This is a genomic window from Zestomonas insulae (assembly GCF_016901015.1).
GTDB lineage: Bacteria > Pseudomonadota > Gammaproteobacteria > Pseudomonadales > Pseudomonadaceae > Aquipseudomonas > Aquipseudomonas insulae.
Genome location: NZ_JAFEUP010000002.1, coordinates 204,047 through 225,765, shown reverse-complemented (window position 1 = coordinate 225,765; position 21,719 = coordinate 204,047). Strand labels below are relative to the sequence as shown.

Here is a 21,719-nt window from a genome sequence, read left to right as displayed (position 1 = left end):
ATGAGCAACGCCGTAGAACCCTACAAACCCGGCCTGTTCGACCTGACGCACAAGCTGACCGTGGAGAAGCACGGGCACACTGCCCTGCTGACCATCAACCACCCGCCCGCCAATACCTGGGATCGCGAATCGCTGATCGGTCTCAAGCAACTGATCCAGCACCTCAACCACGACGATGACGTCTACGCGCTAGTGATCACTGGCCAGGGCAACAAATTCTTCAGCGCCGGCGCCGACCTCAAGCTGTTCGCCGACGGCGATAAGGCCCGCGCCCGCGAAATGGCCCGCCGCTTCGGTGAGGCCTTCGAGGCACTGCGCGACTTCCGCGGCGTGTCGATTGCCGCGATCAACGGCTACGCCATGGGCGGCGGTCTGGAATGCGCGCTGGCCTGCGACATCCGCATCGCCGAGCGCCAAGCGCAGATGGCCTTGCCCGAGGCGGCGGTCGGCCTGCTGCCCTGCGCCGGCGGAACCCAGGCCCTGCCTTGGCTGATCGGTGAAGGCTGGGCCAAGCGCATGATTCTCTGCGGCGAGCGCGTCGATGCGGAAACCGCGCTGCGCATCGGCCTGATCGAGCAGGTGGTGGACAGCGGCGAAGCGCGCGGCCACGCCCTGCTGCTGGCCTCCAAGGTCGAGCGCCAGAGCCCGGTCGCAGTGCGCACCATCAAGCCGCTGATCCAGGGCGCCCGCGAGCGCGGCCCGAACAGTTGGTTGAACGAAGAGCGCGAACGCTTTGTCGATCTGTTCGACGCCGACGACACCCGCGAAGGGGTCACCGCCTTCCTGGAAAAACGCGACGCCCACTGGCGCAACAAATAAGCCACGCCGTGCAACGAGACCGATGATGAATGTGATTTTTACCGAACTGCCCGGCCAGCATGGCGCCCGTATCGGCATCGCCAGCCTGGATGCCGAACGCAGCCTGAATGCCCTGTCGCTGCCGATGATCGAGGCCCTCGACCGCCAACTGCGGGCCTGGGCCGACGACCCGGCGATCGTCTGCGTACTGCTCCGCGGCCATGGCCCGAAAGCCTTCTGCGCCGGCGGTGACGTGGTCAAGCTGGTCGAGGCCTGCCGTGCCCACCCCGGAGAAGCACCGCCGCTGGCTGGGCGCTTCTTCGCCGACGAATACCGCCTCGACCACCTGATCCACACCTATGCCAAGCCGCTGCTGTGCTGGGCGCACGGCTACGTGATGGGTGGCGGCATGGGCCTGATGCAAGGTGCCGGCATCCGCATCGTCACGCCGAGCAGCCGCCTGGCGATGCCGGAGATCAGTATCGGCCTGTACCCGGACGTCGGCGGCAGCTGGTTCCTCAGCCGCCTGCCGGGCAAGCTTGGCCTGTTCCTCGGCCTCACCGCCACCCAGCTCAACGCCCGCGACGCCCTCGATCTCGGCCTGGCCGACCGCTTCCTCCTCGACACCCAGCAGGAAGACCTGCTCGCCGGCCTGCAGCAACTGAACTGGCAGGAGCAGACCGCCGTGCAACTGAACAGCCTGCTGCAGGCGCTGGAGCACCAGGCCGTCGGCGAGCTGCCGGAGGCGCAGTTGCTGCCGCGCCGCGCACGGATCGATCAGCTGCTCGACACCGGCGACCTGCCCAGTGCCTGGCGCGCACTGACCGCACTGCAGGGCGACACCGATCCGCTGCTGGCCAAGGCGGCGAAGACCCTGGCCGCCGGCTGCCCGCTCACCGCCCACCTGGTCTGGGAACAGATTCGCCGGGCACGCCATCTGTCGCTCGCCGAGGTGTTCCGCCTGGAGTACGCGATGAGCCTGAACTGCTGCCGCCACCCGGAATTTCCCGAAGGCGTGCGCGCGCGCCTGATCGACAAGGACAACACACCGCACTGGCATTGGCCGGAAGTGGCGAACATCCCCAGCGCGGTGATCGAAGCGCACTTCCAGCCGGCCTGGAGCGGCGCACACCCGCTGGCCGCGCTGTAACGAACACCGGAGTGCCCTGACGTCGCACAAGGAGAACCGCATGACCAAGATCGCCTTCATCGGCCTCGGCCACATGGGTCTGCCGATGGCCCGCAACCTGCTCAAGGCCGGCTTCGAGCTGAGCGTCTACGACCTGGTGCCGGAGGTGGTCGCCGAGCTTGCCGCGGAAGGTGCGCGGGCCGCCAACGACACCCATGACGCGGTGCACGACGCCGAGGTGGTGGTCAGCATGTTGCCGGCCAGCCGCCATGTCGAAGGCTTGTACCTAGGCGATGACGGCCTGCTCGCCTACATCCGCCCGGGCAGCCTGGTGCTGGAGTGCTCAACCATCGCGCCGGACGCGGCGAAGAAGGTCCATCAGGCCGCCGCCGAGCTGGGCATCGAGCTGCTCGACGCGCCGGTCTCCGGCGGTACCGCCGGCGCTGCGGCAGGCACCCTGACCTTCATGGTCGGCGGTGACAACGCGGTGCTGGAGAAGGCCCGCCCGGTGTTCCAGGCGATGGGCAAGAACATCTTCCACGCTGGCCCGGCCGGCGCCGGCCAACTGGCCAAGGTGTGCAACAACCAGCTGCTCGCGGTGCAGATGATCGGCACCGCCGAGGCCATGGCGCTGGGTGTGGCCAACGGCCTGGACGCCAGCACGCTGGCCGAGATCATGCGGCAGAGTTCCGGGGGCAACTGGGTGCTGGAGCGCTACAACCCCTGGCCCGGAGTGATCGACACCACCCCGGCCTCGCACGGCTACGAAGGCGGTTTCATGAGCGAGCTGATGGCCAAGGACCTCGGCCTGGCCCAGCAAACCGCGCTGGCGAGCGGCAACAGCACACCAATGGGTGCGCTGGCGCTGCAACTGTATCGCCTGCTGCTGCGCCAGGGCCTCGGCCAGAAGGATTTCTCGGTGGTACAGCGCCTGTTCGGCGAGCCGGACAACAGCACCGGCTCGCCGTAACGCAGGCGATCAGCGCTCGCGCAGCGCCTCGGCGCGGGCGCGAATGATCGGCTTGAGGAGGTAGCTGAGGATGCTTTTCTTGCCGGTCATGATGTCCGCGGTGGCGACCATGCCGGGGATGATCAGCAGCGGCTTGTCGTCGCTGCCCAGGTGGCTTTTGCGGGTGCGCAGCTTGATCACGTAGAAGCTGTTGCCTTTCTCGTCGGTGACGGTGTCCGCACCGATCTGCTCCAGCTCGGCCTGCAGACCGCCATAGATGGTGAAGTCGTAGGCGGTGAACTTGACCATCGCCGGCTGCCCGGGACGCAGGAACGCGATGTCCTGCGGGCGGATGCGCGCCTCGACCAGCAAGGTGTCATCCAGCGGGACGATCTCCACCAGGTCGCTGCCCGGCTGGATCACCCCGCCGATGGTGTTGACCAGCAGCTGTTTGACGATGCCGCGCACCGGCGAGGTGACCAGTGTGCGGTTGACCCGATCCTCCAGCGCCTTGCCGGTGGCCTGCGCCTTGCTCAGGTCAGTGCGCGCCTCGTTCAGCTGGGTCAGTGCCTCGCTACGGAAGCGCGAGCGGGTTTCTGCAACCTTGCGTTCTACTTCCTTGATCGCCGACTCGGCACGCGGAATCGCCAGGCTGGTGGCGTCCAGCTGGCCACGGTTCTCCACCTCGGCACGCTTCAGACGCAGCAGCTCGACCTGCGACATCGCCCCCTGCGCGACCAGCGGCGCGGACATGGCGATCTCCTGGCGCAGCAGCTCGAGGCTGTTGCGGTACTGCGCCTGCTTGGAGGCAAACTCGCGCAGTTCCTGCTGTTTCTGGATCAGCTGCTCCTGCAGACCGGCCACTTCGTCGTTGAGCTGCTGCTGGCGGCTGTGGAACAACGCTTCCTCGCTGCTCGCCTGACTCGGCGCGGCAGCGCGCACATCCTCCGGGATGCTCAGTTCGCGGGCATCCACTTCGGCGCTCAGGCGCTCGACGCGCAACAGCATGGCCAGGCGGTCGGCGTCGGACTCGCCGACGTTCGACTGGAAGCGGGTCGGGTCGAGGCGCATCAGCGGCTCGCCGGCCTTCACCACCTGCCCCTCGTGAACGAAGATCTGCGAGACGATGCCACCTTCAAGGTTCTGCACCTTCTGCACCTTGGACGAGGGAATCGCCTTGCCCTCGCCACGGGTGACTTCGTCGATCTCGGCGAAATGCGCCCAGCCGACCAGAAACGCGGTGAAGCCGATCAGCGTCCAGATGGTCAGACGCACCACACGCGGCGCGTCTTCGACCAGGGCCTTGCTGACTTCCGGAAGCGGCTGGCCGCTGAGGTTGTCGCCGCCACGGAAATAGGTACGGATGCCGTGGCGGAACGCAGCGAATGGATTAAGCGACACTGATCTGCCCCTTCTTCAAGGCTTCCATGACCACGGCTTTCGGGCCGTCAGCGATGATCTTGCCCTTGTCGACGATCACCAGGCGATCGACCAGGGTGAGCATCGAGGCGCGGTGGGTCACCAGCAGCAAGGTGCGGTTGCCGATCACTTCATGCAGGCGCTGCTTGAGGCGCTCCTCACCGGCGTTGTCCATGGCACTGGTCGGTTCGTCGAACAGCAGGATCTGCGGATCGAGCAGCAGTGCGCGGGCCAGGGCGACGTTCTGCCGCTGGCCACCGGAGAGGTTCTGGCCACGCTCGCCGACTTGCAGCTCGTAGCCCTGCGGGTGCATCCGAACAAACTCGTGGACGCCGGCCAGCTCAGCGGCGCGCAGGGCGGTTTCGTCCTCGACGTAGCGCGCGCCGGCCACCAGATTGTCGCGCAGGGTGCCGCTGAACAGCTGGATGTCCTGCGGCACGTAGCCGATGTTGTGGCGCAGCTCGCTGACGTCGTACTGGCGCACGTCGACGCCATCGACCAGCAGGTGGCCGGCGTCGGCCTGGTGCAGACCGACGATCAGCTTGGCCAGCGAACTCTTGCCCGATCCGCTGCGCCCGATGATGCCGACCTTTTCACCCGGGCGAATGGCCAGGCTGACGTCGGTGAGCGCCGGGTTCTGCTGGTTCGGGTAGGTGAACTGCACCTCGCGCATCTCGATGGCACCACGCACGTGCTGGCGGGTCATTGGCCGCTCTTCGTCGCTGCGCTCCTGCGGCAGCTCCATCATCTGGTTGACCGAATGCATGGTCAGGCGCGCCTGCTGGTAGCGGGTGATCAACCCGGACAGCTGGGTCAGCGGCCCGAGCGCACGGCCGTTGAGCATGTAGCAGGCGATCAGCCCACCCATGCTGAGGTCGCCGGCGATGATCAGGTAGACGCCGCCGATGATCATGATCACCCCGGCCAGCTGCTGGATCATCAGGGTCAGGTTCATGGCCAGGCTGGACAGCACCTTTACCCGCAACTCGAGGCGACTGAGGGTGCCGATGGTCTGTTCCCAGAGGTACTGACGCTCGCTTTCGGCGTTGTTGACCTTGACCGCATCGAGGCCGGCGAGGGTTTCGATCAGGCTCGACTGGCGCTCGGCGGCCAGCGCCATGGTGCGGTTCATGGTGTCCACCAACGGCCGCTGCAGCAGCCAGCCGAGCAGCGCGGCGAGCGGGAAGGCCAACAGCGGCACGAATACCAAGGGCCCGCCGAGCAGGCCGATCACCAGCAGGATGATCAGGGTGAACGGCAGGTCGATCAGGCTGGTGAGCGTCAGCGAGGCGAGGAAGTCGCGCAGCGTCTGAAACTCATGGATGTTCTGCGCGAAGCTGCCGACGCGCGCCGGACGGAACTTCATGCTCATGCCGACGATGCGCTCGAACAGCGTCGCCGAGATGATCAGGTCAGTCTTCTTGCCGGCCAGGTCCAGGCACAGGCCGCGCATGGTCTTGAGCAGCAGGTCGAACAGGTAGGCGCCGGAAATGCCGATCGCCAGCACCCAGAGCGTCGAAGTCGCCTGATTGGGTACCACGCGGTCGTAGACGTTCATCACGAACAGTGGCGCCGCGAGGGCGATCAGGTTGATCAGCAGGCTGGCGGCCACCGCATCCACGTACAGCCAGCGCGAGCGCTTGAGCGTGTCGCGGAACCAGTGGCGCGCGCGCGGGATCATCTCGCCATGCTGTAGGTCGAATTTGTGCTGCGGCTGGGCGAAGAAGGTCTGCCCGGCGTAATCCTCGGCGAGCAGCTCACGCGCTACACGTACCTCGCCGCCGTCGCTTTCGCTGAGCAGCAGGCGCGCCTCGCCGTTGGTTTCCCAACCCAGCAACACCGCGCAGCGACCCTCCTTGAGGAGGATCAGCGCCGGCAGCGCGATGTTCGGAATCTGTTCGAGACGCCGTTGCAACAGGCGCCCCTGCAGGCCGGCGCGAGCCGCCGCACGAGGCAGCAGCTCGGCGCTCAGGCGCTGCTCGGGCAGCGGCAAGCCGCTGGTCAGCATCGCCCGGCTGGCCGGCTTTTGGTGCAGAACGCAGAGGGTCAGCAGACTATCCAGAAGCGGATCGTCCAGCTGCGCGCGTGGATCATGACTGAGGGGAGCTCGACGGACTTCTTGATCCACGCTGGGATACTCTCGCGTAAGGGGTACAACCAAATCAGTTCAGGCCAGGCAACTCGACCTGCGGCTTGAGGTCGTTGGACACCACCGAGGCCATCGGCGCAACCACGCCCTGGCTCTTCAGCAGCTCGCCCATGGTCGCCTTGATCCGGTACTGGGTAAACAGCTCGGTGTAGCGCACATCCACCGCGCGACGCGAAGCGGTGAACAGCTCGTTCTCGCTGTCCAGCAGGTCGAGCAGGGTACGCTCGCCGATGCTGAATTGCTTCAGGTAGGACTCACGCACGCGACCGCTGTAATCGACGTACTGCTCGGCGATCGGCAGTTGCTCGCGGGCGTTGGTCAGGGCATTCCAGGCCAGGCCCAGTTCTTCGTTGAGCTGGCGCAGGGCGTTGTTGCGGATGTCCAGCGCCTGGTTGGCCTGGTAGGACTTGGACTCCAGGTCGGCCTTGTTGCTGCCGCCGGCGAACAGGTTGTAGCGCATGCGCAGCATGGCTTGCCATTCGTTGGCATGGCCTTCTTCGCCATCCAGGTTGTTGTCGGCACCGCGCGACAGCTCGGCGTCGAAACGCGGGTAGAAGGTCGACTTGGCAGCTGCGTACTGCTTCTCGGCGGCGGCCACGTCGGATTCGGCGGAGCGCAGGATCGGGCTGTTGTCGATCAGCTGCTGGCGCGCGGCCTGCAGATTCTCCGGCAGTTGGCCCGGCAGGCCGGCCGGCTCGGCCAACTCGACCGGATCGCTGCCCACCACGCTGTAATAGGTGGTGCGCGCATCGGCGAGGTTGGTCTGTTCGGTGATCAGGTTGTTGCGGGCTTGGGCCAGACGCGCCTCGGCTTGCTCCTGGTCGGCCAGACGACCGACGCCGCGGCTGCTGCGCAGGCTGATCTGGTCGTAGATGCGCTGGTGGCTCTTCAGGTTTTCCTCGGCGAGACGGACCATTTCCTGGCGACGCAGTACGTCGATGTAGGCCTGGGCGACATCCAGCGCGGTGCGCTCGGAAGTGCCGAGCAGCGAGTAGGCGCGCGAGTTGACCGTCGCCTGCTGGCGTGCCACTTCGCTGGAGGTGGCAAAGCCGTCGAACACCATCTGCTGCAGACGCACGCTGGACTCGCCGCGGGTCAGGGTATTCCAGTGATCACCGGCACCGCGCGTGGTGGTGTTGTCGGAGCCTTCACGGCCATAGCCACCGAGCAGGTCGACCTGCGGCAGGTAGCCACCCTTGGCGGCCTTCAGTTGGTAGTCCGCGGCGAAACGGCTGTTGATGCCGGCCTGGATCTCAGGGTGCACTTCCAGCGCACGCTGCATGGCTTCGGAAAGCGTCTCGGCGTGAAGCGGAGCGCTGACGGCGAGAACGAACGGTAGGGCTGAAGCAAAGCGCAGACGCATGCGAGTGGCATCCTTATCAAGTTTTCTGGGACCAGTTCCGAGGCACCGAAAGCACCGTCAACGAGACCGCATCCGCTCCTGTTATCGGCAGGTAGAGAGCGTGACACAGGTCTCATAAAAAAATCACGACGGACTGGCAAATGGCAAAGTGACATTACCTGGATGATTGTTTAGGATGGCGATCGATAGGTCAATAGATTGGCATGTTCGCTATAGCAAATCGCTATATGCCATAAATTTGACGACGGTTTTCCACCACATAATTAAGGGAATGTCCGCGACTGCTCCGGCCCAGTGCCAGGCAAGCAAACAGTTGCGGAAAGCCAGGAGAGTCGCCCCATGAGCAGTGTCGTCGCCCTCGTAAAAAGCATCGTTGGACAAGTCGTAGCGATTTCTCCGGAGGGCGCGCGCCGCCTGCTGATCGAAGGCGATCGCATCTACCAAGGGGAGCAACTGGACACCGGCGCAGCCGGCATGGTCACCCTGCAGCTCCCGGACGGGCGCCTGGTCGACCTCGGCCGTGACACCCAGTGGAGCCACAGCGAGCTGCCCCAGCACGCCGCCGAGCAGCAGGCGCGCAGCAGCGAAGTGCCGAGCGCCGAGGAACTGCAGCAAGCCATCGCCGCGGGCGCCGACCCGACTCAACTGCTCGAAGCCACCGCCGCGGGTCCAGGCTCGGCCGGCGCCGGCAGTTCCGGCCCGGCGGGCGGCAGCCACAGCTTCGTGCTGCTCAGCGCCACTGGCGAGCGCGTCGAAGCCGAAGTCGGCTTCTCCACCAATGGCCTGGGCGAAGGCGGCAGCAGCGACGGCCAGACCGAGGACCCGCAGGTCAACCTCGCACCGGAATTCCTCGATGCCGCCGGCAACCCGACCAGCCAGTTCAACCTGAGCACCGATGAAGACACCCCGTTCGCCGGCACCTTCGTGGCCCGCGATGCCAACGGCGACCTCTACAGCTTCAGCGTCGACCGCGCGCCCGCCAATGGCCAGCTAACCCTCAACGCCGACGGCAGCTGGTCCTACGCCCCCAACCGCGACTACAACGGCGCGGACAGCTTCCAGGTGCAAGTCACCGACAGCCGCGGCGCGTCCAGCTCGCTGACCGTCAACCTCGGCGTAACCCCGGTCAACGATGCACCGGTCGCCACAGGCAGCTACACCGCGACCATCAACGACAGCACCGAACTCGACAGCTTCGCCAACATCACCGGCAAACTGCTCGCCAGCGACGTCGATGACAGCAACCTCACCTGGTCCGGCAGCGCCAAGGGCGCTTACGGCGAGCTGACCGTCAATGCCGACGGCAGCTACACCTATGTTGTCGATGCCGCTGCGGTCAACGCGCTGCCGGCTGGCGCGACGCCGAACGACACCTTCACCGTCACCGTCCGCGACCCATCCGGCGCGACCGACACCCGCGAAATCGTCATCGACCTCAAGGGCGCCAACGACACCGCGAGCATCAGCGGCAACGCGGCGGGCGGCGTGCAGGAAGACCAACTGGTCAGTGACGGCCAGCTCACCGCCAGCGGCAAGCTCGCGGTCAGCGACGTGGATGCCGGCCAGGCCGTGTTCCAGGCCGAGAGCAACGTCGGCGGCACCAACGGCTACGGCGTGTTCAGCATCGACGCCAGCGGCAACTGGAGCTTCACCGCCAACAACGCTCAGGCCGCCATCCAGGCGCTGGGCGTCGGTGAAAGCCTGACCGACAGCTTCACCGTCGTCAGCCAGGACGGCACCGCCTCGCAAGTGGTGACCGTGACCATCCTCGGCACCAACGACGCGCCAGTGGCCGTCGCCGACAGCGGCGCGGTCCGGGAAGACGCGACCCTGAATGTCTCGGCCAGCAATGGTGTGCTGGCCAACGACACTGACGCCGATGCCAACGACACGCTCAGCGTCGCCGAAGTCAACGGCAGCGCCGCCAACGTCGGCCACGCCATCAATGGCGCCTACGGCACCCTGACCCTGAATGCCAACGGCTCGTACACCTACATCGCCAACAACGCCGACCGCCTGGCCGCCGGCGCCAAGGCCACCGACAGCTTCACCTACACCGTCTCCGACGGTCAGGGCGGCACCAGCACCACCACCCTGCTGATCAACCTCACCGGCATCAACGACCGGCCGGTCGGCAACGACGACCGTTTCAGCGTCAACGAAGACGAAGTGCTCAAGCAGAACGTGCTGAGCAACGATAGCGACGTCGACAGCAGCGACACGCTCAGCGTCGTCAGCTTCGGCATCGGCCTGCCGATCATCAGCGCGGGCCAGTCGCTGACCATCCCCCTGGTCGGCAAGCTGTCGATCGCCGCCAACGGTGACCTGACCTTCACCCCGGCCGCCAACTACAACGGCCCGGTGCCGCCGATCACCTATGTGCTCAGCGACGGCAAGACGATCACCAGCGCCGACGTGCGCATCGAGATCAACGCGGTCAATGACGCCCCGGTCAACAGCGTGCCAGGTGCGCAGAGCCTCGCCGAAGACAGCAGCAAGACCTTCTCGATCCTGCGCGGCAATGCGATCAGCGTTGGCGACATCGACAGCAACACCCTGAGCACCACCCTCAAGGTCGAGCACGGCGTACTCACCCTCGGCCCGCTGTCCGGCGGCGTCGGTGTGACCACCAACCCCGACGGCAGCCTGACCCTGACCGGCAGCGCAACGGCGATCAACCTCGCTCTCAGTGGCCTGAAGTACACCCCGGCCGCCAACTTCAATGGCACCGACACGCTGAGCGTGACCACCAGCGACGGCGCCCTCACCGACACCGACGTGATCACCCTCAACGTCACCCCGGTCAACGATGCGCCGGTGGCCTTCGACGCCCAGGATGCGACGCAGGAAGACGCCGCAGTGCTCACCGGCCAGCTCAGCGCCAGCGACGTCGACGTTACCGACACGCTGACCTTCAGCGCCATCGGCAACCTGCCGGCCGGCTTCACCCTGAACGGCAACGGCAGCTGGTCGCTGGACCCGCGCGTCAATGCCTACCAAGCGCTCGCCGAGGGCGAGATCCAGACCCTGACCATTCAGTACCGGGTCAGCGACGGCAAGCTGAGCGACACCGGCACCCTGACCATCGTGGTCACCGGCACCAACGACGCGCCGATCGCCACCGATGCCAGCCGCGACGTTTTCGAAGACGGCTCGCTCACCGGCCAACTGGGCGCCAGCGACGTCGATCACGGCGCCGTGCTCACCTACACCGCGTCTCCGCAGAGCCTGCCGGCCGGCTTCAGCCTGAGCGCCAACGGCGCCTGGAGCTTCGACGCCAGCAACTCGGCCTACCAGAGCCTTGCTGCGGGCGAGACTCGCCAACTGGTTATCAACTTCACCGTCACCGACCAGTACAACGCCGCCGATACCGGCGTGCTGACCATCACCGTAACCGGCACCAACGACCTGCCGGTCGCCCGTGCCGACAGCGGCGCGGTCCGGGAAGACGCGACCCTCAACGTCTCCGCCAAGAACGGCGTGCTGGCCAACGACACTGATGTCGATACCACCGACACGCTCAGCGTCGCCGAAGTCAACGGCAGCGCCGCCAACGTCGGCCACGCCATCAATGGCGCCTACGGCACCCTGACCCTGAATGCCAACGGCTCCTACACCTACATCGCCAACAACGCCGACCGCCTGGCCGCCGGCGCCAAGGCCACCGACAGCTTCACCTACACCGTCTCCGACGGTCAGGGCGGCAGCAGCACTACCACCCTGCTGATCAACCTGACCGGCATCAACGACCGGCCGGTCGGCAACGACGACCGTTTCAGCGTCAACGAAGACGAAGTGCTCAAGCAGAACGTGCTGAGCAACGACAGCGACGTCGACAGCAGCGACACGCTCAGCGTGGTCAGCTTCGGGATCGGCCTGCCGATCATCAGCGCGGGCCAGTCGCTGACCATCCCCCTGGTCGGCAAACTGTCGATCGCCGCCAACGGCGACCTGACCTTCACTCCGAATGCCAACTACAACGGCCCGGTGCCGGCGATCACCTACGTGCTCAGCGACGGCAAGGTGCTCACCAGCGCCGAGGTGCGCATCGAGATCAACGCCGTCAACGACGCGCCAGGCAACAGCGTGCCGGGCGAACAGAGCCTCGCCGAAGACAGCAGCAAGACCTTCTCGATCCTGCGCGGCAACGCGATCAGCGTCGGCGATATCGACAGCAACACCCTGAGCACCACCCTCAAGGTCGAGCACGGCGTGCTCAATGTCGGCCCGCTGACTCCGGGCGTGACCATCAGCGGCGACGGTACCGGCACCCTGGTGCTGACCGGCAGCTCGGCGGCGATCAACCTCGCCCTCAGCGGCCTGAAGTACACCCCGGTCGCCGATTTCAACGGTGACGACACCCTGAGCGTCACCACCAGCGACGGCCAAATCGACCGCACCGACCTCATCACGCTGAATGTCACGCCGGTCAACGATGCGCCGACCGCTACCGCGATCGACCTGCATTCGATGGCGGAAGACGGCAGCCTGATCATCACCCAGGCACAACTGCTGGCCAGCGCCCACGACGTCGACGGCGATACCCTGCGCGCCGTGGACCTGACGGTCAGCTCCGGCCGAGGCAGCCTGACCGCGAATCCCGATGGCTCCTGGACCTTCAAGCCGGCCCAGGACTGGAGCGGCCCCGTCAGCTTCAGCTACGGCGTCAGCGACGGCACCGTTACCGTGGCGAACAGCGCCTCGCTGACCGTCACCCCGGTCAACGATGCGCCGACCATCAGCGCACCGGCCACCTCGACCATCGACGAGGACCACAGCCTGACCTTCACCGGCGCCAATGCCATCCGCATCGCCGACGTCGATGCCGGTACGGCCGCCCTGCGTTTCCACGTGCTGGTCAGCAACGGCACCCTGACCCTGGCTGATGGCACCACCACCAACGCGGCTGGCGCGCTGTCGTTCACCGGCAGCCTCGCCGCGATCAACGCCAAGCTCGAAGGCGCGGTGTTCACCCCGAACGCCAACTACTTTGGTCCGGCCAACATCGTGGTATCGGTCAACGACCTGGGTAACAGCGGCGCCGGCGGCGAACTGCGTGCCAGCCAGACCATCAAGGTCACCGTCAACGCGGTCGACGATCCGTCCGTGCTGATTGCCGACAGCGGCAGCAGCGACGAGGACCACGGCATCACCGGCAACGTGCTGAGCAACGACAGCGATGTCGACAACGTCCTCAGCGTGGCCACCTTCAGCATCGGTTCGACCGTGTACACCGCTGGGCAGGCCGCTACCCTCGCCGGCATCGGCGAACTGACGGTGCACGCCAACGGCAACTACAGCTTCACCCCGGACGCCAACTGGAACGGCAGCGTGCCGCAGGTCACCTACACGACCAACACCGGCTCCTCCAGCACGCTCGACCTGACGGTCAAGGCGATCAACGACGCGCCAACCATCAGCGCGCCGGCCACCTCGACCATCGACGAAGACCACAGCCTGACCTTCACCGGCGCCAATGCCATCCGTATCGCCGACGTCGATGCCGGCAACGCCGCGCTGCGCTTCCACGTGCAGGTCAGCAACGGCACCCTGACCCTGCTCGATGGCACCACCACCAACGCGGCTGGCGCGCTGTCGTTCACCGGCACCCTCGCGGCGATCAATGCCAAGCTCGAAGGCGCGGTGTTCACCCCGAATGCCAACTACTTTGGCCCGGCCAACATCGTGGTGTCGGTCAACGACTTCGGTAACACGGGCGAAGGCGGCGAACTGCGCGCCAGCCAGACCATCAAGGTCACCGTCAACTCGGTCAACGACGACCCGGTCGCGCTTGCCGACGCCAACGCGGTCAACGAAGGCGCCTCGGTGTCCCGCAATGCCGGCAACGGCGTGCTCGCCAACGACAGCGATGTCGACGGCGGCACCCTCAGCGTTTCCGCGGTCAACGGCAACGCGGCCAGCGTCGGCCACGCCATCAATGGCGCCTACGGCTCGCTGACCCTGAATGCCAATGGCTCGTACACCTACGTCGCCAACAACGCCGACCGCCTCGCCGCCGGCGCCAAGGCCACCGACAGCTTCACCTACACCGTCTCCGACGGCCAGGGCGGCAGCAGCACCACCACCCTGCTGATCAACCTCACCGGCATCAACGACCGTCCGGTCGGCAACGACGACCGCTTCAGCGTCAACGAAGACGAAGTGCTGCGCGACAACGTCATCACCAATGCCGACGGCAAGGACAGCGACGTGGATGTCGGCGACACGCTCAGCGTGCTCCGCTTCGGCATCGGTTTGCCGATCTACGCGGCCGGGCAGACCATGACCATTCCGCTGGTCGGCAAGCTGTCTATCGCCGCCAACGGTGACCTGACCTTCACCCCGAATGCCAACTACAACGGCCCGGTGCCGGCGATCACCTACGTGCTCAGCGACGGCAAGGTGATCACCAGCGCCGACGTGCACATCGAGATCAACGCGGTCAACGACGCCCCGGTCAACAACGTACCGGGCGCGCAAAGCGTCGACGAAGACAGCAGCAAGACCTTCTCGATCCTGCGCGGCAACGCGATCAGCGTCGGCGACATCGACAGCAACACCCTGAGCACCACCCTCAAGGTGGAGCACGGCGTGCTCAACCTCGGCCCGCTGTCTGGCGGCGTCAGCCTGACCACCAATGCCGACGGCAGCCTGACCCTGACCGGCAGCGCGTCGGCGATCAACCTCGCCCTCAGCGGCCTGAAGTACACCCCGGCCGCCAACTTCTTTGGCGACGACACCCTGAGCGTCACCACCAGCGACGGCCAGGCGAGCGACACCGACGTCATCCCGCTCAACGTCAGCGCAGTCAACGATGCGGCCCTAATCAGCGGCGACGACCTCGGCGCCGTCAGCGAGGACGGCACCCTCAGCGTTAGCGGTGCACTGGCCGTCTCTGACATCGACAGCCCGGCGCTGATCATTGCCGACAGCGTGACCGGGACCTACGGCGACTTCAGCATCAATGCCGCCGGCAACTGGACCTACACCCTGCGCAATGGCGACGCCAACGTGCAGGCCCTGACCAGCACCGCCCAGGAGCACGAATCCTTCACGGTCACCAGCGCCGACGGCACCACGCATCAGATCGTGATCACCGTCAACGGCGCCAATGAAGCGCCGACCGCTACCGTTAGTGCCGCCGCGGGCAACGAAGACAGCACCGGCATCCCGGTAACGCTCAGCGCCAGCGACGTCGACGGGACGATCATCAGCTTCACCCTGAGCTCGGTGCCTGAGCACGGCACCCTTTACTTCGGCGGCACCGCGCTGGCGAGTGGCGCAGTGATTACTGCTATCGCCGGTGGCGCCGCGCTGACCTTCGTGCCCGATGCCAACTGGAATGGCTCGACTGGCTTCGACTTCACCGTCACCGACAACGAAGGCGCCGTGTCGGCGAGCAACTCGCAGACCATCACGGTCAACCCGGTCAACGACCTGGCCAGCATCGATGGCGTCTACACCGGTGGAGTGACCGAAGACAGCGCGGTGGTCGACGGTAACCTGACCGCCTCCGGCAAGCTCAACGTCAGCGACGTCGATAGCGGCCAGGCAGAGTTCCAGCCGCAGAGCGCCGTGACCGGCAGCAATGGCTTCGGCAGCTTCAGCATCGATGCCAACGGCCACTGGAGCTACACCGCCGCCAATAGCCAGATCGCCATCCAGCAACTGGCGGCCGGCTCCAGCCTGACCGACAGCTTCACCGTCACCAGCCTCGATGGCAGCACCTCGCAGGTGATCACCGTCACGCTGAACGGCGCCAACGACGTGGCGGTCATCAGCGGTACCACCAGCGGCGGCGTGACCGAAGACACAGCGTTGGTCGGCGGCGAACTGCAGGCCTCCGGCAAGCTGGCGGTCACCGATGTCGACCTCGGCCAGGCGCAATTCCAGGCGTTGACGGAAGTCGCCGGTAGCCAGGGCTACGGCAATTTCAGCATCGATGCCGATGGTAACTGGACCTATCACGCCGACAACAGCCAGAGCGTGATCCAGCAGCTGGGCGTCGGCGAGTACCTCACCGACAGCTTCACCGTCGTCAGCAAGGACGGCTCCGCCAGCCAGGTGGTGACAGTCACCATCCACGGCAGCAACGACGATCCGATCGCCATCAACGACCCGGCCGGCGAAGCCTACAGCGTGGCACTGGGCAGCAAGTCCACCAGCGGTGCGGGTTGGAGCAGCCTGGACAGTCACGCGCAAGCAACCGGGTTTACCGCCCACAAGGCCGACGGCAGCGCCGGCACGCTCTACAACAGCGGCGGCTATCTGGGCGTCAGTGGTACCCCGCGCGCCAGCGGCGGCGTGCCCAACCAGATCGAGTACAACCCGGCCACCGGCAAGTCCGAGTCGCTGGGGTTGAACTTCACCGGCAACCTGAACAAGGCCACCTTCTCGGTCAGCAACCTGTACGGCAACGAAGACGGCGGCGAAAGCGGCCGCTGGGTCGCGCTGTACAACGGTGAAGTTGTCGCCACCGGCACCTTCCGTTTCACCGGCTCGACGCACAGCGGCGACATCGCCATCGACACCGGCAGCAGAGTATTCAACAGCATCCGCTTCGAAGCGCTGGGCACCAACAGCAGCACCGATGGCTCGGACTACTTCCTCACTGGCTTCAGCGGCAGCGGTCCGGCCGCAGCCAACGGCATCTACACCGTCGGTGAAAACAGCACACTGAACATCGCTGCTGCCAAGGGCGTACTCGCGAACGACAGCGATCGCGACGGCGACGACCTGCGCGTCTCGCTGATCAATAACCAGATCTTCACCGTCGGCACTGCGCTAGCACTGGCCAGCGGCGCGCTGCTGACCATGAACGCCGACGGCAGCTTCCGCTATGACACCAATGGCAAGTTCGACAGCCTGAAGGCCGGTCAAGTGAAGACCGACACCTTCCAGTACACCGTGTCGGACGGCCAGGGTGGCAGCGCAACAGCGACCGCTACGGTGACCATCATCGGCAGCAACGACGCGCCGCTGGCTGCTGCTCAAACCGCCACCACCAACGAGGACACTCCGTTCAATGGCCAGGTCGTCGCCTCCGATGCCGAAAGCGATGCGCTGACCTTCAAACTACTGACCGGCGCTCAACATGGCACTGTTACAGTCAATGCCAACGGCAGCTACCTCTATACACCGAGCAGCAACTACAACGGCCCGGACTCGTTCAAGGTACAGATCAGCGACGGCCAGGGCGGCATCACCGAGACCACCGTTGCCGTGACCGTGGTTGCGGTCAACGATGCGCCGACCGCCGCTGCCGATAGTGCCAGCACGCCGATCAACGTCACGCTGAGCAACATCAATGTGCTGGCGAACGACACCGACGTCGAGAACGATAAGCTGACTGTCACCGGCGCCTCCGTCGACCCGGCCAAGGGCAGCGTCAGCGTCAACACGGACGGCACGCTCAACTTCGTTCCGGGCAGCAATGTCACCGGCCCGGTGGAGATCAGCTACCAGATCAACGACGGCCAAACCGGCGGCACCGCCACCGGCACACTGACTGTCACGGTCGGTCCGAACACCGCTCCGGATGGCGCCGACAAGGCCATTAGCCTCAACGAGGACGGCCAGCACAGCTTCAGCGCCGGCGACTTCGGTTATCAGGACGCTGATGCCGGCCAGCAGCTCAAGGCCGTGCGCATCGATACCCTGCCGGGTGCCGGCAGTCTGACGCTCTCTGGCGACGCAGTTGCCCAAGGTCAGGTCATCGATGCTGCCGATCTCGGCAATCTGGTGTTCACCCCGGCCGCCAACGCCAACGGCAGCGGCTACGCCACCCTGACGTTCAGCGTGAAAGACAGCGCCGGCACCTTCGACACTGCGCCGAACACCTTGACCTTCAATGTCGCCGCAGTTGCCGACCCGGCGATCATCGCTGGGGACGACCGCGGTGCTGTGACGGAAGATGCCCATGTGGTTGGCGGCAAGCTGACCGACAGCGGCACGCTGACCATCAACGACCCGGATGCCGGCGAGGCAGGCTTCGTCGCCGGCGCAGGCACGCCGTCTGGCAGCGCGCTCGGCTCGCTGAGCATCGATGCCGGTGGCGAGTGGACCTACCAGGTCAACAACGCCGATGTGCAGTACCTAAAGCTGAACCAGACCCGCATCGAGAGCTTCACCGTCGAGAGCCTCGACGGCACCACGCACACCATCGAGGTCACCATTACCGGTACCAACGATGGCCCGGTGGCGAGCGGCAGCTACGCCGCCACCATTACCGACACGGCCGCTGCCGACAGCTTTGCCGACATCACCGGCACGCTGGTGGCCAGCGACGCCGATGACGGCAGTAATCTCACCTGGTCGGGTAGCGCCAAGGGTGCCTACGGCGAGCTGACCGTCAACGCCGACGGCAGTTACCGTTATGTGGTCGACGCCAATGCCGTGAACGCTCTTCCGGCCGATGCCGCGCAGACCGAATCGTTCACCGTCACGGTCCGCGACCCGTCCAATGCGTCGGACACCCGCACCATTGTCATCGACATCACGGGCGCCAACGACACCGCCAACATCAGCGGCGCCGCTGCCGGCAGCGTCGCCGAAGACACCAACGTCACCCTGGCTGGCAAGCTCAGCACCGGCGGGAAATTGAGTATCGCGGACCGCGACAGTGGCGAGGCGGCCTTCCAGCCGCAAACCAATGCCGCGGGTTCGAAGGGCTACGGCACCTTCAGCGTCGATGCCAGCGGCAACTGGACCTACACCGCGGACAACAGCCAACAAGCGATCCAAAAGCTTGGCGCAGGCAAGTCCCTGACCGACAGCTTTACCGTCACCAGCAAGGACGGCTCGGCTACTCAGGTAGTGACGGTCACGATCATCGGCACCAACGACGGTCCGCTGGCGCTCAACGATTCGGGCCTCGCGGGCCTCAAGGGCGAGTACTTCGCCTACCACGAGGGTGCAACTGCCGATGGCGGGAATCTGGAAAACCTATCCGTCGTCAGCAACTTCCTGAAGTCCAACAGCGCCGACGCCACCTTCGTGGCCAAGACCCTGAACTACGGGCAGATCAGTGGCGATCTCGGCGCTGACGGCAAGCTGCAAGCTTTCCTCGGCAGCGATGCCGGTTCGCTGAATGGAGTCGACCCGGAAAACAGCACCGATGCGATCATCCGCCTGTCCGGTGCCATCAAGCTGGATGCCGGGACCTACAACTTCCGCATCACCTCCGACGATGGCTACAGCATCCGCATCGATGGCGTCCTAGTTGCCCAAGTTCCCGACAAGCAGTCGACCAAGACCACCACCCACGACTCGTTCACCGTCGGCGCCGGCACCCACACCATCGAGATCATCTATTGGGATCAGGGTGGCGAAGCGGTCTTCCAGCCGGAGCTGCGCCTGGGCAGTGGCAGCTATCAGTCGCTTGGCAGCTACACGCTCACCCAATCGGTACTGCTGAGCACTCTCGAGGACACTCCGCTGACCATCGAACCGTCCGTCCTGCTGGCCAACGACAGCGATCCGGATGGCGACACGCTGAGCATCATTTCGGTGCAGGGCGCGACGAATGGAACCGTTGCTCTGGTGGATGGAAAAGTGGTGTTCACGCCCGCCAAGGATTTTGCCGGTCCGACGGGCAGCTTTACCTATACCGTCGCCGATCCGAGCGGAGCCATCAGCACCGCGACGGTCACCGTGCAGGTCGGCGCAGTCAACGATGCCCCCCGCGTTAGCCCTGTGGCGCTGGCCGGCGGTACCGAAGACGGCACCAGCGTGACCTTCACCAAGGCCCAACTGCTCGCCGGAGCGTCCGACGTCGAAGGCGACACCCTCAGCCTGGCGAATGTGAAGCTGGTGTCCGGCACCGGCCTCCTGAGCGTCAATGGCGCCGGCACCACCTGGACCTTCAAGCCGGCCCAGGATTGGAATGGCACCGTGAGCCTGTCGTACGACGTCAGCGACGGAAAAGGTGGTGTCACCAGCAACACCGCGTCGTTCAACGTCGCGGCGGTGGCCGACATCGTCGGCGACAGCTTCTCGATCGTCGAAGACACCAAGACCACCCTCAACGTGCTGAGCAACGACAGCTTCGAGAACAGCGCGCGCAGCATCACTGCAATCGACGGCAAGGCGATCGCCGCCGGCCAGACCCTCGACGTGACGCACGGCAAGGTGACCCTCAACGCCAACGGCAGCCTGTCGTTCGAGCCGGAGGCTAACTACAACGGCCCGACCAGCTTCACCTACTCGGTGACCTCCAACGGCGCGGTGGAAACCGCCACGGTTGCGCTGACCGTCACACCAGTGCACGACGCCAAACTGCCAAGCCTGTCGGTCAGCCCGGTCGGCCAGTGGACCTTCGACGAGAACAGCGGCGCCACCACCACCAAGAACGCCACCACCGGCCAGACCGGCACACTGCGCGATGACCAAAGCAGCTGGTTCGACAACAGCGCGCTGCCGGTATTGAGCAGCACTTCGCGCGCCGCCGGTGCCGGCCACTTCATCAGCCTCAACACTTCGTTGTACGACAGTGGCGACCGCATCGACCTGAGCAGTAGCGCCACCCAGGCCCTGCTGGGCAGTGCGACCATGACCTTCTGGGTGAAAACCAGTCAGGAAGGAGGAGAGAACGGCAACGGCAACTCCTGGGATCTGCCGAGCATCATCGGCAGCGAACAGAAGGATGACGGAAACGACATCCAGTGGGGCGCCATCAACAACAGCGGCAAGATCGGCCTGGGTCTAGGCAACGTCAACGGCGTGTACAGCACCACCGCGATCGATGACAACGTGTGGCACAACGTGGCAATCAGCCGCGACGCGTCCACAGGCCTGGTCAGCATCTACATCGACGGCAAGCTGGAAGCCACTGGCAGCCCGAGCGACAGCGATTTCACCGGCACCCTCAACCAGCTGACCTCGATCGGTGCGACCAACCGCTTCACCGGCAACGGTACCGCGCTGGACGACACACGCTACTTCAAGGGCTCGCTGGATGACCTGCGCATCTATGACCATGTGCTGAGCGCCGACCAGATCCAGGCGATCCGCTCGGTCGAGAATGGCTTCCAGGACAGCGCCATCGCCAACGATGGTGGCCCGCTGAAAGTCGCACTGGCCGGCACCGACTACACCGACCTGAGCGTCAGTGGTCTGGCCAAGGACATGGTGATCAGCGACGGTAACGGCCACAGCATCGTCTCCACCGGTGTCGACCACGTCATCGACCTCCACGGCTGGACGACCAGCACGCTGACCCTGAGCAACACCGGCATCGCCTCGGGCACCCTGGTGTTCACCGCGACCAATACGGTGAACGGCGACTCGAGCTCGAGCAGCGAGTACCTGCTGCTGGCCAACGGCACGTCCAAACTGGTCGACGGCAGCACCGGCAACGACACGCTCACCGGCACCAACGCCGCGGACTTGCTGCGCGGTGGTAACGGCAAGGACACCCTGCTCGGCGGTGACGGCGACGACATCCTTATCGGTGGCAAGGGCGACGACACCCTCACGGGCGGTGCTGGCGCCGACACCTTCATTTGGAAATCCGGCGACACCGGCAAAGACGTCATCAAGGACTTCAATGCCACGCAGGGCGATCGCATCGACCTCAGTGATCTGCTCCCAGATGCCGATGTCAACAACGTGCTCAGCTACCTCAAGGTGGATACCACCACGTCGACGCTGAAGATCAGCACCTCGGGCAACCTCAACGCTTCCGCCAGCAACGCCGACGTGACCATCGAACTGGGGAACAATGGCTCGGCGGCCGACCTGTCCAGCTACGGCGTCACCGCGGCGGACATCGCGAAATCGTTGATTGCCGGCGACCCGCATAACAAGGTCGACCACCACTGATCGTCACGTACCGGCGCTCGCCCAGGCGAGTGCCGGTACGTGGCCGATGTGGCAGCTTTTCGGAGGCGCCGCTGGCACACTGTGCCGGCCG

Annotated in this window: 7 protein-coding genes; 4 read left to right on the top strand and 3 right to left on the bottom strand. The window is 65.4% G+C overall.

Annotated features, from left to right (window positions below; translation table 11 throughout):
- The 3 genes from JQX08_RS06725 to mmsB are packed head-to-tail and all read left to right on the top strand — an operon-like array spanning position 1 to position 2,897.
- Complete coding sequence (locus JQX08_RS06725; protein WP_204915518.1) at positions 1-819, top strand: enoyl-CoA hydratase; 819 nt, start codon at positions 1-3, stop codon at positions 817-819.
- A 25-nt stretch (positions 820-844) separates the two neighbouring features.
- Complete coding sequence (locus JQX08_RS06720; protein ID WP_204915517.1) at positions 845-1,948, top strand: enoyl-CoA hydratase/isomerase family protein; 1,104 nt, start codon at positions 845-847, stop codon at positions 1,946-1,948.
- Between the two features lie 16 nt (positions 1,949-1,964).
- Positions 1,965-2,897 carry a 3-hydroxyisobutyrate dehydrogenase gene (gene mmsB / locus JQX08_RS06715; RefSeq protein ID WP_283246520.1) on the top strand — a complete coding sequence of 311 codons (933 nt, stop codon included), beginning with the start codon at positions 1,965-1,967 and terminating at the stop codon, positions 2,895-2,897.
- A gap of 9 nt (positions 2,898-2,906) precedes the next feature.
- Here mmsB and JQX08_RS06710 read toward each other — a convergent pair whose 3' ends face one another.
- From JQX08_RS06710 to JQX08_RS06700, 3 genes are read right to left on the bottom strand one after another with little or no spacing between them, the layout of a single operon-like run.
- Complete coding sequence (locus JQX08_RS06710; RefSeq protein ID WP_204915515.1) at positions 2,907-4,277, bottom strand: HlyD family type I secretion periplasmic adaptor subunit; 1,371 nt, start codon at positions 4,275-4,277, stop codon at positions 2,907-2,909.
- On the bottom strand, positions 4,267-6,423 hold the full coding sequence (locus tag JQX08_RS06705; RefSeq protein WP_204915514.1) for a type I secretion system permease/ATPase: 2,157 nt from the start codon (positions 6,421-6,423) through the stop codon (positions 4,267-4,269). Before JQX08_RS06705 ends, JQX08_RS06710 begins: the two co-directional genes overlap by 11 nt.
- A 34-nt stretch (positions 6,424-6,457) precedes the next feature.
- Entirely contained in the window at positions 6,458-7,807 is a 1,350-nt protein-coding gene (locus tag JQX08_RS06700; protein WP_204915513.1) for a TolC family outer membrane protein, read from the bottom strand.
- Between the two features lie 339 nt (positions 7,808-8,146).
- On the opposite strand from JQX08_RS06700, the gene JQX08_RS06695 reads away from it, so the two are divergent.
- On the top strand, positions 8,147-21,628 hold the full coding sequence (locus JQX08_RS06695) for a retention module-containing protein (RefSeq protein ID WP_204915512.1): 13,482 nt from the start codon (positions 8,147-8,149) through the stop codon (positions 21,626-21,628).
- Positions 21,629-21,719: the final 91 nt, after the last annotated feature.